The organism is Undibacterium hunanense (assembly GCF_014284335.1).
GTDB classification, from domain to species: domain Bacteria; phylum Pseudomonadota; class Gammaproteobacteria; order Burkholderiales; family Burkholderiaceae_D; genus Undibacterium; species Undibacterium hunanense.
On sequence record NZ_JACOGF010000003.1, the window covers coordinates 506,149 to 520,995 of the forward strand.

11 protein-coding genes are annotated in these 14,847 nt (G+C 48.9%); 4 read left to right on the forward strand and 7 right to left on the reverse strand.

What is annotated here, in order from left to right; all coding sequences use genetic code 11:
- Positions 1-87 precede the first annotated feature (87 nt).
- From H8L32_RS08330 to H8L32_RS08340, 3 genes are all read left to right on the forward strand, one after another.
- The gene (locus H8L32_RS08330; RefSeq protein WP_186946685.1) at positions 88-1,359 is read left to right on the forward strand and encodes a hypothetical protein; all 1,272 of its coding nucleotides are present in this window, start codon (positions 88-90) and stop codon (positions 1,357-1,359) included.
- A gap of 153 nt (positions 1,360-1,512) precedes the next feature.
- A complete protein-coding gene (locus H8L32_RS08335) occupies positions 1,513-1,797 on the forward strand; it encodes a DUF2188 domain-containing protein (protein WP_186946686.1) in 285 nt (94 codons plus the stop codon).
- A 1-nt stretch (position 1,798) separates the two neighbouring features.
- Complete coding sequence (locus H8L32_RS08340) at positions 1,799-2,431, forward strand: hypothetical protein (RefSeq protein WP_186946687.1); 633 nt, start codon at positions 1,799-1,801, stop codon at positions 2,429-2,431.
- Between the two features lie 68 nt (positions 2,432-2,499).
- Here the strand turns inward: H8L32_RS08340 and H8L32_RS08345 are convergent, their stop codons facing one another.
- The 3 genes from H8L32_RS08345 to H8L32_RS08355 form a co-directional block, all read right to left on the reverse strand.
- Positions 2,500-3,048 carry a CPCC family cysteine-rich protein gene (locus H8L32_RS08345; protein ID WP_186946688.1) on the reverse strand — a complete coding sequence of 183 codons (549 nt, stop codon included), beginning with the start codon at positions 3,046-3,048 and terminating at the stop codon, positions 2,500-2,502.
- Between the two features lie 169 nt (positions 3,049-3,217).
- A complete protein-coding gene (locus H8L32_RS08350) occupies positions 3,218-3,694 on the reverse strand; it encodes a hypothetical protein (protein WP_186946689.1) in 477 nt (158 codons plus the stop codon).
- 310 nt (positions 3,695-4,004) lie between these two features.
- Positions 4,005-5,393, reverse strand: coding sequence for a PI-PLC domain-containing protein (locus tag H8L32_RS08355; RefSeq protein WP_186946690.1), 1,389 nt, complete (start codon positions 5,391-5,393; stop codon positions 4,005-4,007).
- Positions 5,394-6,014: 621 nt separating this feature from the next.
- Between H8L32_RS08355 and H8L32_RS08360 the strand changes: the two genes are divergently transcribed.
- A complete protein-coding gene (locus tag H8L32_RS08360) occupies positions 6,015-7,790 on the forward strand; it encodes a GGDEF domain-containing protein (RefSeq protein ID WP_230412130.1) in 1,776 nt (591 codons plus the stop codon).
- Positions 7,791-7,879: 89 nt separating this feature from the next.
- Here H8L32_RS08360 and serS read toward each other — a convergent pair whose 3' ends face one another.
- From serS to H8L32_RS08380, 4 genes are all read right to left on the reverse strand, one after another.
- A complete protein-coding gene (gene serS, locus H8L32_RS08365; protein ID WP_186946692.1) occupies positions 7,880-9,175 on the reverse strand; it encodes a serine--tRNA ligase in 1,296 nt (431 codons plus the stop codon).
- Positions 9,176-9,322: 147 nt separating this feature from the next.
- Positions 9,323-11,296, reverse strand: coding sequence for a tetratricopeptide repeat protein (locus H8L32_RS08370; RefSeq protein ID WP_186946693.1), 1,974 nt, complete (start codon positions 11,294-11,296; stop codon positions 9,323-9,325).
- Between the two features lie 3 nt (positions 11,297-11,299).
- Entirely contained in the window at positions 11,300-13,027 is a 1,728-nt protein-coding gene (locus H8L32_RS08375) for an Hsp70 family protein (RefSeq protein WP_186946810.1), read from the reverse strand.
- A 299-nt stretch (positions 13,028-13,326) separates the two neighbouring features.
- Entirely contained in the window at positions 13,327-14,802 is a 1,476-nt protein-coding gene (locus H8L32_RS08380; RefSeq protein ID WP_186946694.1) for a DUF4139 domain-containing protein, read from the reverse strand.
- Between the last annotated feature and the right edge of the window lie 45 nt (positions 14,803-14,847).

Here is a 14,847-nt window from a genome sequence, read left to right on the forward strand (position 1 = left end):
GATGAGTTACAGTCCTATTGGTAGCTGCCTTGCAGACTCTCATCAACGACCTTTTTCGTCGTATAAACTACAAGATATCTGGTAAACATGCTTAATGAACGTTCCGATACTCCACCAGCGCTACAGCTACTAGTAAACGAGATCGCCCAATGTGCGACATGGGCTGATGCGAGGAAACGCGTAAGAACTATTCTTCCTGAGCTTAAATCTCAAGCTCGATCTTTCGATTTTCCGGACAGCACTGAAATAATTGGCGCAAGAGACCCAAAAAAACTGGATATACATTTACACGGTGCACTAGACATTATTAGTGGAGACGGCTGCTCAACATTTGCATGTCGGCTGCAAGCTGTCGATAGAATTGCACGGAGCGTTGGACTACTTGCAGACAGAATATGGCTAACAGACACGATATCAAATAGGTTGGTAGATTTTGGGAGAGCAACCAACGAGAAGGTTGATAGCCTTATTGAAGATGCCTCAATTATCTCTAAGTTAAGTCCGTTAATAAATATTGGCTTGGTAAAGTTTAGATCTCCCTTCTACGCAATATGCGATTGCTGTTCGGATAAGTTAATTGGGGATATTTCTTCACTGGCTAGCACTTTATCTAAGAAATTCAAAGCGGATTACAAACTAGAGGCTCGCGAACAAGGTGGTTACTTTTTACACACAGGGAAGTGCTTCGAGCCCCCCTTAATGTTAACAAATCCATATGCAACACAGCCGCTGAGATTGCGTCAGTTACTTGAGCCACTTATAAAGCAAGAGCTTCGATCTATTCTCTACGTTGCCCGCGAAGCCTCATTAACGGGGGGTTCTATCGTGTCTAATTCCCGCCTGGGATTAGCTGGCCTACTTGAACAAGATGGGCGCCTGCTGAGTAGAAGATCAATGCTCTTACTGGAAAAAGAGCGGGAAATTAATGTCCCATGGGTGAGTGAGTTGAACCCTGAGCAAATTATTCAGCTTCGCGACGAGGCCGCAACTGCCTTGCCTGCCTTTAGGTCTCAGCTCATCAAGATTTTTTCTGCAGATGCAAGTGATAAGGCACTGGATTCAGCTTTAGTTTCACTAGATGCCTTAAGGGATCAAGCAGTTGAAGTAAGGGCGGAATTGAATGCAAAAAAGAAGCATTCATCAAAATACTGGAAAGTTACCTATGGTGTTCTTGGTTTCGGCCTATCTGCGTACGGAGTGGGGGCAGAGAATGTTGCAGCAGGCGTAGGTGGACTACTTCCTCTTATTCAGTTGCTCATAAATCACCAAACAGGATTTGATTCAGACCTTGCCAAGCTGACGGCTCGTCCAGGTTACGTATTGCTGAAAGCGCAAGATATATTAGCTCATGCTCATTGAATTTTATGATCATGATGAATTAATTCCAACTCACTTCCGGAGGTAGTAAACGCCGTTGAGGGGTGTCGAGTTGCGATGGTTCGTCAAAACTTGAAATGGACCAAAAACGGGTGGCTGATGGCAAGGATTTAGCGAATACAAGGGCATGTCTATATGAGCATCAAAAAAGATCAACACGTTGTGCGCAGTTCGAATGGACAATGGGCGGTTCGAAGCACCGGCGCAGAGAAAGCTAGTAAAGTTTTCGCATCAAAAGATCTTGCGGTTAGCCACGCCCGGTCAGTTGCGCGTAGTGCAAGTACTGGTGTTTACATCCATGGAGACGATGGTCGTGTGCTAACCAAGGATTCATACGCATCAGATACTAGTAAACGCGGACGAGGGCCAATGAAAGGAGAAGGTGTGAACTCCCCGCAGCGTATCAAAGGAAAAAAATAATATGCCGTTTGAAACCAACGTGTTCATCAACTGCCCTTTTGATAACGATTTCAAAAAAATATTGCATCCCATGCTGTTTACTATTATCTACCATGGTCTAAAGCCTCGGATCGCAACAGAGCGAATTGACTCAGGCGAGCAACGCATCTCAAAGATCATCGAGCTGATCAAAGAATCGAAGTATTCAATCCACGATTTGTCACGGTTAAAGGCGACCACAGTAGGTGAAATTTTCCGCCTGAACATGCCATATGAGCTAGGTATTGACGCTGGCTGTCGACACTTTGGAAGAGGAAAGCTAGCATCTAAGCAATATCTGGTCACATCCTCAGAACATTATGAGTATCAAAAAGCATTGTCTGACATTGCTGGTACCGATATCGCCGTTCACAACAACGACGCGTTGCAAACTGTACGAGTTATACGTCGATGGATTGAGAACATGATTGGAGGCGAGGATGGATCGCAGGCCATTTGGGCTGCATATGAAGACTTCAACGCGTCGATGTTTGATGAAATGACAAACCGGGGTTTCGACAGCGATGAGATAGAAAACGTGCAAACGGCAAAGTTGATCAATCTGATGGGGGCGTTCATCACAAATCGCAAGTTGCAAAAATTAGGGCTGCGCTGAATAAATTATCAAGATTAAGCACAAACTAACCGTTTACACAAAATTCCGGACACCCCCGAGGTATACCTCTATTTTTCTAATATATATCGATCCCGACCGTCCGAAAGGACATGTCGTCGAGAATCTTCAGTAACAGCACCAATGCTTTGGAAATTCAGCTTCGCATCACGTAGCGTCATATGATTCGGCCCACTGAGTCGATCAAATTCCGTTGTTCCGTCATCTTCCCAAAAACACACACGACAAATTTCATATGCTGCGCTCACAAGCAGGCTCCTGTATCTGCAACAGGGGCAAGCTACTAGGTCCTCAACACTGCCTTCAATCACGTCGTCCAACCCTAGAAGGGTGATCTGACTTTTCAAATACGAGTTAACCACTCCTGTATATGAATGTTTTACGGCAATCTTTAGGAGAGGATCATATATTGCACGTTTCGGGTCGTCGGGCTCATCAGTACGAGCGAACATCATCTTTAAAAAATCGGGAAGACCTTCATAGTCAGGATCACTTCCATCAATGGACCACCAGTCCAGCAACAATACCTCACGCTCTGCCTCGGATAATTGAGCAAGATTGCGTCGCACTAACAAACCAATTGCTTCATCTCTCGTCATATGACTCATCATCTAAATTTAACGACCTCTCAGTTGCGCTGCAAGATCAATTGTGGCAGGACACCGACAAGCGCTTGCAGTATCTTTCCATGCATAACTAGCAAAATTTCCGTAGCAAGCGATTTCTACATTTGCGAAGTCACCAAAATTTCAGCTATGACATTTCCGTCTAAAGGACATTATTGTAGTCATACATATACTCCTCAGTCTCCCCGATTTGCCATATGTGCCCATCTAGTCTATCCACAGTCACAATGCCCCCACCCTCCATGGCGGTTGCGCTCCCAGGAGCTTCCAATTGAAAACACCAATACATAGGATTCGTTACGACTTCTTTTCGCGCCATTGATCTGACCGCCACATCCCTATTTCCAGCATGTTCTCTTGCAACTGCCTCTGCTTCGGCTTCGGACATCAAATTTTTATCTCTATACTCAACTGGAACATTGACGCTTTTAATCCTGTTGTTTCTGAGATGAGTAACGATTGCAACACCAACAATTCGATTTACGTTTAAACCCAGGAAACCGCAATAGAACTGATCTTCTTCAAACAATAATTTCGGCTCGAAAATCTTGAGTTGTTTCAAAAGACCAGAAGAACCACTTATATCTTCCAGCAAATATATGTCGCATATTTTTTGCATACTTCATCAATTTTCAAGGAAAGGTTTTTCCGCGCTAAATAATGGCAAGATCGTGCACAAGAGTAATTAACACACTAATACTGCGCCTGATCTTCCTTATTTCGGTGCATTGAAGCGGATAGCATATTGCATGCAATGCAACCCTCTCAATAAATCACGTAAACATTCATGCATTGTTTTTTTGAGTAATATTGAATTTTTACCTTCGTTACTTAAGCAGAATTTCCTTGTTTAGTTTGCCGTCAATCAACTGTGCTTGACATGATCCTCCTCCGACAAAAGATAAGCAGCCTAACTTCCCCCTGAGTCGTCAGACCGAGGGTGGCGCGAGAGTGACACTGAGCAGATCGCCCACCTCATTTTCGTCGCACCAAAGCTCGCCATTCGAGTGCCTGCGCAGCAGGTGACCGTTGTCATCCGACACCAGGCAAACGATTTCGAAAGTCTGGTTGTCTACCGTAACGATAACTTTTTTCGAAGAGAATGTACGTGCATTATTCCAGCCATATAAGCCAACTTGCCCGGCGTTGCTTACGGAAAGATAACTCTCCACACCCGGAGCTTTGAAGTAGTCTTTTCCTTCGTAGGTGTACAACTCCAGTATCATCGGCGAATCGGTAGTGGGGACATTGGACACCATGGGAAGCGTCGCCACTGCCCAATCGTGCTGGCCAGCAGACATCCACCATTTGTCTGATGGCCGGTCGGGTACGGACAAGCCAACTTTGAATGGCGATACCGTAAACTGGACGGAAAACCCGCTCTTGAAGCTGTTGCGCTGGACGATCTGCTCTTCCAGCGAGCCGGTCCAGCCAGTGTTGCCAGTAAAGTCGATAGGCAGCACTCCCAAGGGACTCCCTGTTGTATTGTGCAGATAGCCCGCGATTTCCAGGTTCACCACCTGGGCGGCGGTTCCCACGTAGGCACCTGCGGCGCGGCTGAGGAAGTTCAGATAGATTTTGTCTCCTTCCGCCTTGGTGGAAGCACGCCTCAAGTATTCTTTTACTGCTATGGCCTTGGCTGCATTTTGCTGGCCCCAACTACCAGTGTTGTATTTCTTCCAGCCATTTTGTGTGTCGAAAATGGCATTGTCCGACGTCCCGTCTATATTGTATCCGTTCCACTCCAAACCCGACCCGGTGTTACCAGTCAAGCGCGGCCATCCAGGACGAATCAGGATGATCTTCTTGCGACAGTCCTTCAGCGTGGGAATATTTTCGTAGAACTCCCAGTAATTGGGATCATAGAGCTTCATGAATTGGTCGCGAAACTCATGATCGGGTCTGCTTGGGAAGAGTACGATATCCTCATGCTGGACGTTCATCAATATGAATTCAAACGGATTGGCGTCCAGAAATTCGATACATGCTTTCTGGACCTGCAGGAAGTCGATGTGCTGGGGTATACCACCATGGAAGATAGGGAAATGATCAAAAATCGAGGAACCCTGGGAGGAATCGACCCCGGGTAAAAGTGCGTTATTATTAACACCGATGGGGACGTAGGCATAGGCGCATCTGATATCGAGGAAACGGATACCGCGCCTCAACTGGTCAGAGATGCTTAATTCCTGACATTGTGTCTGGCCTCCTCCGTATAACGCACAAGATTCATGTGTACCAGGAATGCTCATTGCCGAAATTAATGTGTTGTCGTCGATACCCTGCATCCAGTTCGTTGAGTTGAGCACGGTCGTCATTCTGATACTCCTGTGTGTATGTTTATTTGGTTGAAAACCAGGGATTAAGCAGGAAACCCCAGCAAATTTGTTGCGTAGAAGACAGAACCCAATCCCAGGTGGAATTGCTCTTTGCACATGAAATATTACACTTTCTCTAGCCTAAATGACAAGATAAAAAACATGCAAACTGTCTCAAGGCCAGTATTGAACCCTTGATAGGACAGCAACGCACATAAAAACCTCCATGATTATCGCTAAAGCGTGGTTACAGGCGTGGCGTAAGGATCAGGGAAATTCACTATTTCAAGATAAATTACTTGAAGCGTGGATGCGACCAGATACCAACACAGATACTTACGCAGAATTTGCATTTTTAGTTTGCCGTCAATCACCCGTCCTTGACATGAAGATGTCACAAAGCAACATTACATTTAGGTGTGTGAAGTACCGCCTGTAAATTGTGCCGGCGGTGCCGGTTGTTTGCTATTGCTTGTTTTATGGGAATTCGCCTCGATGGAAAGTAGTTTAGCGGGAGATACTGTGGATTATCTGTCTACGCATACGTCTCAGTCTGATAGCCAGTCTGGCATTCAGGCCGGCTTACCTGTCAGTCAATTGGGCTCCCATACTGATGCGCTGATGCTGACGCAATTGCAGCGCATTATTGATCAGCGTTTGCTGACGGCACGTTTCCAGCCTATCGTGCAGATGCACAATGGCGATATTCTGGGTTATGAAGGTTTGATACGGGGGCCGTCTGACAGCCCTTTGCATTCGCCGGTCAACCTGTTTAAAGCTGCCTGGGAAAACAATCTGACGGTGACGGTAGAGCATTTGTGTCGCCAGGTCGTGCTGGAGCAATTTGCGGCCCAAAATCTGCCGGGCAAACTGTTTTTGAATGTCAGCCCGGAATGTCTGCTGCAAAGAGATGCGCGTTATGGCGAAACGCTGGATTACATCCATGAACTGGGCATCAACCCTGAACGCGTCATCATAGAACTGACCGAATACCAGCCCACCCACGATTATGCGCTGCTGTGTGAAGCTGTCATCCATTATCGCGAGATGGGTTTTGAGATTGCCATTGATGATCTTGGTGAGGGTTTCTCCAGCCTGCGCCTGTGGTCAGAACTGAAGCCGGAATACGTCAAGATCGACATGCACTTCATTCAGGGTATAGATCATGACCCGGTGAAGGCGCAGTTTGTACGCTCCATACAAAGCATTGCTGAAAAATCTGGCACCCGTGTGGTGGCCGAGGGTATAGAAACACAGGCTGAATTGATGGCCGTGCGCGACATGGGTGTGGCCTGTGGCCAGGGTTATCATATTGCCCGCCCGCACCCGACACCGGCGCGTGCGGTATCTGCCGAAGTGGCACGCATTCTGACCAGCAATCAGTACCAGGCCGGGCGCCGCTCCCTCAGCACGTTTGAACAGACCGCCACCGTTGAAAAAATACTAAAAACCCCGCCAACGATTTCTTCACGCATGTTGAACAATCAGGTGGATGACGTCTTTTTGCAAAACCCCAAACTGCAGATCGTACCGGTGGTGGATGATGGTATGCCAGTGGGCATAATCAACCGTTACCATATGATCGATCGCTTTGCCCGCCCCTATCAGCGTGAACTGTATGGCAAAAAGCCTTGCACGGTGTTTATGGACGCACACCCTATCATCGTCGATAAAAATACCAGCATGCAGGATGTCAGCCACATCATTGTCGAAGCCAATCCTGATCATCTGATCAACGGTATCATCATCACTGATCAGGGCCGTTATATAGGCCTTGGCACCGGCCCGGACCTGATGCGCGAGATCACTCAAATGCAGATCAATGCAGCACGCTATGCCAATCCGCTGACGCAATTACCGGGTAATGTACCCATCAATGAACATATTGATCAGTTGCTGCAAAAGGAACAGGCCTTCTGTGCCTGCTATTGCGACCTTGATCATTTCAAGCCCTTCAATGACGTATATGGCTATCGTCGCGGCGACGACATCATACAGATGACCAGTGAAGTGTTGAAACAGCATTGTGACCCGCAGATGGATTTTATCGGTCACATTGGTGGTGACGACTTCATTATTCTGTTCCGCAGTGAAGACTGGGAAGTCCGCTGCCAGGGCATACTGCACAGCTTTGCGCAAGCCATCTTTGATTTTTACAGCAATGAAGACCGGGAAAGAGGCGGTTATCTCAGCGAAGATCGTCAGGGTAAAAAAGTATTTTATCCGTTGGTCAGCCTGTCGCTGGGCGTGGTGAAGTCACGGGCGAATAAATATTATTCACACCACCAGATTTCTATCGCTGCATCAGATGCCAAGAAGCAGGCGAAAAAGATACACGGTAACAGCCTGTTTGTTGATAGGCGTTCCGAGATGGAATTATTGCTGGCGCAAGCCTGAGGGCGTTCTGGAACAAGCTTAAAACCCCGGCATTAAAAAACCCGCATGGTCAAAACAGACGATGCGGGTTTTTTTATCGGCTTGCAGAATCAGGCAGCGATCTGCAATTTTTCTATGCCGCCCATGTAAGGACGCAATGCTGTCGGGATGACGACAGAACCGTCAGCCTGCTGATAGTTTTCCAGCACGGCGACCAGGGTGCGGCCCACTGCCAGTGCCGAGCCATTCAGGGTATGTACCAGTTCCGGCTTGCCCTGGGCATTGCGGAAACGGGCCTGCATCCGGCGGGCCTGGAAATCAAACATATTCGAGATGGATGAAATCTCACGGTAGGTATTTTGTGCCGGCAACCAGACTTCCAGATCGAAAGTCTTGCAGGCGCCAAAACCCATGTCGCCGGTACACAGACTCAGCACGCGGTATGGCAGTTCCAGTTTTTGCAACACGGCTTCAGCATGGCCTACCATTTCATCCAGGGCTTCCATGGATTTTTCTGGATGGACGATCTGTACCATTTCCACCTTGTCGAACTGATGTTGACGTATCATGCCGCGTGTATCACGGCCATAGCTGCCCGCTTCAGAGCGGAAGCATGGTGTGTGTGCTGTCAGTTTCAACGGCAATACATCAGCCGCCAGAATTTCATCGCGCACGGTATTGGTCAAGGTCACTTCAGAGGTAGGGATCAGGTACAGGGTTTCGCCCTCGCCTTCCTGGCCGCCTTTTTTAACGGCAAACAGGTCTTCTTCAAATTTTGGCAGTTGGCCGGTACCACGCATGGAATCGGCATTCACCATGTAGGGCGTATACACTTCGGTATAACCATGTTCCTGTATCTGCATGTCGAGCATGAACTGGGCCAGCGCACGGTGCAGGCGAGCCATGCCGCCCTTCATGACAGAAAAACGAGAGCCAGTCAGCTTGACGGCAGTATCAAAATCCAGGCCCAGGGCGGAACCGATATCGACATGGTCTTTGATTTCAAAATCAAAGCTGCGTGGCGTGCCAGATTTGCGCACTTCGACATTACCGCTTTCATCATTACCAACCGGCACTGATTCATGCGGCACATTGGGAATGGTTTGCAGGAAGGCTGTCATTTTTGTCTGTATTTCAGACAGACGCACTTCTGATGCTTTCAATTCTTCTGGAATGCTGGCAACTTCAGCCATGATTGCGGAAGCATCTTCGCCCTTGCTTTTGAGATTGCCGATCTGTTTGGACAAGGTATTGCGCTTGCCTTGCAGTTCTTCTGTGCGGGACTGGATTTGCTTGCGTTCTGCTTCCAGCGCGTTAAAGCTGTCCACATCCAGCTGAAATTTACGGGTAGCCAGGCGTGCTGCCACGTTGGCGATGTCTTTGCGCAGGAGTTGAATATCTATCATGGTCTGAATACGGGTTAAATGCTGATTGAATGCCGAAACAACAGGCTAGTCGGCTATTGTATCAAGGGACGGGCATTTTCCCTAAAATTAGCCCATTGCAAAATGGAAAAGCCTGGGTTTATCGGCTAGAAAGGATCAATAAAGCAATCAAATAGCCGATGTACAAGCTGGCAACTTTTCCTTGTCACAGAGTTGCTGCAACCAGATTTTGGCCTGTTTATTATAGTTTTTGGTGGCTTTTTTATACCAGTCCACTGCCATGGATGGCTGCTTGCTGAAGCCGCCCACACCCAACTCATAAGCACGGCCATACAAACCCTGTGCCGTGCCATTGCCTTTTTGTGCAGCTCTGGATAACCACAACACGGCCTTGTCTTCGTCTTTTTTCAAACCAAACTGACCAAACCAGTATAACTGACCCAGGGTACTTTCTGCCCCAACCTGCCCCTGCTCTGCCGACAAGGTCAGCATTTTGACGGCTTCAGCCTTGTTGGCTTTTACACCTATGCCTTTTTCATACAGGGTTGCCAGTTTAAGTTGCGCGATGCTGCTGCCTTTGTCTGCGGCTTTTTTATACCAGTTAAAGGCTTCCACGGGATTTTTAGCTACCCCTTCGCCGTTGAGCAAATCGTCACCTACCAGCACCAATGCACTTTCCTTGCCTTGCTCTGCCGCCAGCGAAAACCAGCTATGGGCTTTCGTCGCATTTTTTTCTACTTTGTTGCCAACAAAGTAGAGCCAGCCCAATTGGTACGAAGCTTCCTTGTCACCTTTGTCTGATGCCTGTGTCCACAGCTTGATGGCCTCATCCACATTCACCTGCAAGCCATTCCTGCCCAAGAAGTAATCCGTGGCGTGCTGCGACAGACCCGCGGCCTTGCTATGATCATAGCCCGGCTTCTGCGGCGTGTATTGCGTATAGTTATTGGTCGACAAGGCCCCGCTAAATACAGACCACAGCTTAATGATCGCAAAAAGCAGACAAAAGGAAATAGCCTTGTTGTCCATTAGCCAGTTGGGTGCAGGTGCTGGCGGCTTACCAATGACACTGCCTATGCTTTTTGGCTGTCCATCATCCGATGCGGCAGACACGTCACGGTACTGCGTCATTTCGTTATAGGTTTTACGCCAGTCACGAATATTGCCCACCTTGGTCACCAGCGACATCCAGTTTGGAAACAGTGTCAGCATCTGTTCCATCTGCGGCAAATTAATCTGCAGATAATCGACACCAGGAAATTCATCCGACCTGGCCTTGCGAATAAGGGCTAACTGTTTGTTCTGGATTTTTTTACTTTTTTCATCAAAAACAGCCATTTCCGTCAGGGCACGATCCAGAGTGAAAGCACGTGGATCCAGGCTAAAAAGGCGCTGCTTGTCCTTGTTCCATTCAAACTGACGCAAGGCAGCATCAAACAATTCGCCATCACCAGCATGCCAACCAGCCAGAAGATAACGGGCCATGCTGCATTCAAACAAATGACGCGCCTCTACCTGTATCAGGCGTTCATCATTCAATGCTGCTTCCAGCGCAACGCTGGCATGGTCTGCTGTAGCTGCGGTATCGAGCAATTGCTGACGCATTTGCTCAAATACGGCTTGCGCCATGGCTTCGGGGCTGGGCAAGGCAGGCGTATTGGCTTGTGCTGCTGCTTTGATGCGTGCCAGCGCCTCTGCATCTGGCCATGGTTTGATGTCTGTATCAGGCTGATCTGGTTCTGGTTCGCTTACTTCAGGCGGAAGTCTGGTTGCCGGTTCAGCTTCCTGTTCTGCCAAGACCGGCTGAGGGACTGACGATACAGGCTGATCTGATACCGGTGTGACAGGCTGTTCATGCGTGAATATCTTTACGTTTTCATGTGCAGCGGTATCTGCGGCTTCATCTTTAACCTCGGCCTCGCCTTCAATTTCATCCTCAACACTTTCCCAGCGCGCATACATGCTTTTGTTTTGCAGCCATTGCAAGGCATGTTCATAGGATTCGCGCAGCGCCTGAAAACCGGCAGGATCATTCTCCTGGTCGATTTTTTTTAGCGCTTTGGCATAGGCACGCTTGACATCACGCTCATCGGCGTCACGTGTAAGCTCATATTGCTTGAAAAAAGAAGGCAGATACGACATGGCTTAATTCGGTTGCGGGTCAAAGTCGGTATGCAAATGGGTATCCTTTTCGATCTGGTGCAAGAGTTCGGAGAATTGTTTCAAGGCCGGGTCGATCAGGCGTGAGTTCTGGCTTTCAATTACGCCTTCAAATTCGCTGATCTGCACTGCCAGCCAGTTACGCGCATTACCACGCAGGGTTTCATAGATACGATCAGCGCGTGCCAGTGCAGTACGCACTTCCAGCGTATCGCGCGGGTGCATCTTGATTTTTTCCAGTTCAGCAAAACGTCGCTTGATTTCTTCATCAGTCAACATGCCAGGGTTGCCCTGAATGACGATGGAATGCGTTTCCTGGGTCTTGACCAGCGTTGCCTGCACTTCCAGCAAACCGTTGACATCATAGGTAAAACGCACGTCAACACCGTTTTCATCACGCGGCAAGGGTGCCAGCTTCAGGTTCAGTGTGCCCAGATGGATATTGTCTTTCACCAGACGAGACTCACCTTGATAAATTTCCAGCGTCAACCTGACCTGCCTGTCTTCGATGGGAAAGAAGCGCTGTACACGACTGACCGGCACCGCGGTATTGCGTTCAATCACAGGTGAGAAATGTCCCTTGGCATTGCGGCCATCTGCCAGAGAAATAGCGACTTCCACGCCGAGCGAATAGGGTGAGACATCCGTCATCACCACTTCATCCAGCGCGGCATCTTTCATCTTCAGGCCAGCCTGCACGGCGGCACCCATGGCTACCACTTCATCCGGATTGATGTCACTGGCAGGGAAACGGCCAAACATCAGCGTCACCAGACGCTTGATGACAGGCATGCGGGTGGCACCACCGGCCAGCACGATGCTGTCCAGCTGGTTGCTGCGCAGATTGGTGTCACGCAGGGCGCGTTCTACCGGATCACGCATGCGCTTGAGCAAGGGCGCGCAGATTTTATCCAGCGCAGCCTCATCCAGTTCCAACACCAGATCACGTTGGTCTACATGCATACTGACTTGCGCAGTCTGTGTCGTGGTCATGGCACGCTTGGCGTTTTCAGCCGCAGCGGTCAGACGCTGCATGAAGGCGGCGTCATTACGTTTTTCCGCATTCAGATCATGGCGCTGGAAGAACAGGTCAACAATGGTATTGGTAATATCCTCACCGCCGAGGTAATTATCACCGGCAGAAGCCCTGACTTCCATAACGCCTTCAAACAATTCGAGTATGGAAACGTCAAAGGTACCGCCACCCAGATCGAATACCAGGAAGCGTGATTCACCATCTATCTGATGCATGCCATAGGCCAAAGCCGCCGCCGTTGGTTCATTGAGCAGGCGGTCAACCTTCAGTCCGGCCAACTGCCCTGCTGCCCTGGTCGCCTTGCGCTGCGCATCTGAAAAATAGGCGGGAACGGTGATGATCGCTTCGGTTACTGGTTCACCCAGGAAGGCTTCTGCATCCGCCTTCAGGGCTTTCAAAACGAAGGCGGACAATTCTTCCGCACGAAACTCGCGCTTGCCCAGTTGTATTTTCTTGTCGCTACCCATGTAGCGTTTAAACACTGCCACCGATTTATCGGGATGTGTTTGCAAACGCTCTCTTGCAGCCTTGCCGACCAGTATTGTCCCATCCTGATCCAGGCTGACGCAGGAAGGTGTCAGGGTATCGCCCAAGCCATTTGCTATCAATTGCGCCTTGCCATCACGCCAGACAGCAACCAGGCTGTTGGTTGTTCCCAAATCGATACCAATGATCATACGCAATCAACTCCAATAATGTGCAGGACTTACGCAAAATCGCCCCAAAGCCTTGCAGCTCCTTGTTGGAACAATTTTGCGTAAGTCCTAACGTAAAAACTTATTCATACCAAAGCAAAACGGCCTGAACAACTCGTCAAAGCTTCATAAAATAAACCAGATTGCCTGTTTGTGGCAAACAAAACAAGCAAACAGGGTCCATTTCTGCCTTGCCTGAAGGCAGAAATGGACCCTGCGAAGTCACAAAGAACAACAAAGAACCCGTATTGATAACGGATCAGTGAAAGCTCAGTGGCAGATCAGTAGCGAACTACGCTACGGTAAACCAGCTTGGTGCTGCCTTCGGCCGGTACGCTGATCTTCCAGACTGCGGCGTTACTGGCCGCTTTGACATATGGATGGCTGCTACTCAACACCTGCCAGTCACCTGGCATAGGCTCTTGCACAGTCACGACGACGGCTTCTTTCTTGGCGTTTTTCAACACCAGCTCATAAGCGCTTTCGAATACATAATTGTATTTCCCTGTGCCTGAGAGCTTCTTGAAATCTGTCTGTTTCTTGTCTGCCGTCACATCAAAAGCCTCACCCAGTTTCAGGCGTACTTTTTCATTCTTGGGCGTGTGGTCAACACTGTCTTCACCGATAAACTGGGCATTGCCTGAAGCGTCTTTTTTATACACGCGCACGATGCCTTTTGGCAGTGGCATACCCAGTTGCGAAGCTTCTTTATTATCGAACTCAACAAAGACACCTATCTTCATTTTTTGGCCAAGATCACCGTAGCTGCTTTGGTAGTAATAATCATTGCCGGCCAATAGCAATTCCTTGCGTGCCGGGACACCGGATGCAGTCAGCAAGGCGACCTGCTTGGTCTGGTTTTCTGCGATCGTGGTTGGTCTGTCCAGTGTGTAAAGATGGTATTCAAACAAAGATTCTTCTACCATGGCCTGTTTGGCCATCATCGGTGTCGGGGCATCCATTCTTTTTATGGCGCTACCCGTTACCTCTATTCTTTGCTTGACCTGATTGACGTCACCAGCCACCAGTTGCAACTTTGCATTGCGATAGGTAGTACCGCTGGTGTTACCCAGCGTGACCCAGCCGGAGATATCCAGCTTGTCGTCGGTTGGATTGAGTTCAACCACGTAATCAGCTTTCCATGACAAACCACCTGTCAGGTAACTGAGCTCGATATTCTGCTGTTCTGCGCCATTGTTATCCAGCGCCATGACCAGCGTTGGCCGGTCACGCAGATTGACCGGTACATCAGGGTAAATAATACGGCCACCCGGCAAGCCGGTTTCTATGCGGTCACCTATCTTCAATACAATACCGCTATTGGCAGACAGGACTTGTGCAGATTCGGTAGTCTCAACGCCTGTCGCCGGATTGGTGCGGACGATATTCACATTGCGACCTACATATTTTTCCAGCAATTTTTGCGGGGTCAGCAAGTCAAAATTGAAATTCTGCTCAACGACAGACAAACTGCCGGGCGCAGTCAGGCTGCGCAGCAAGGCGGTTTCTGGACGCATCTTTGCACTGACATCACGAAAAGCCAGCGCTGTTGCGCCACGCTTCAGTTGCAGTTTGCGCTGGTCTTTGACCAGGGCCAGGTTTTCATTGTAGATCGTGACAGCGACTTCTTTTTGCTCCGCCAGGGTACTGCGCTGCTCTTCGGTCTGGGCATACGCGCTTCCCACCAGGGACAGTAACAACAGACTTGCAGTAACTGAAGTCACAGCAAACGGGCGCACAGCAATTGGTTTATGCATGACAGATCCTTGATAAAAATAGTTGGCGCAATATGCGCACAATAG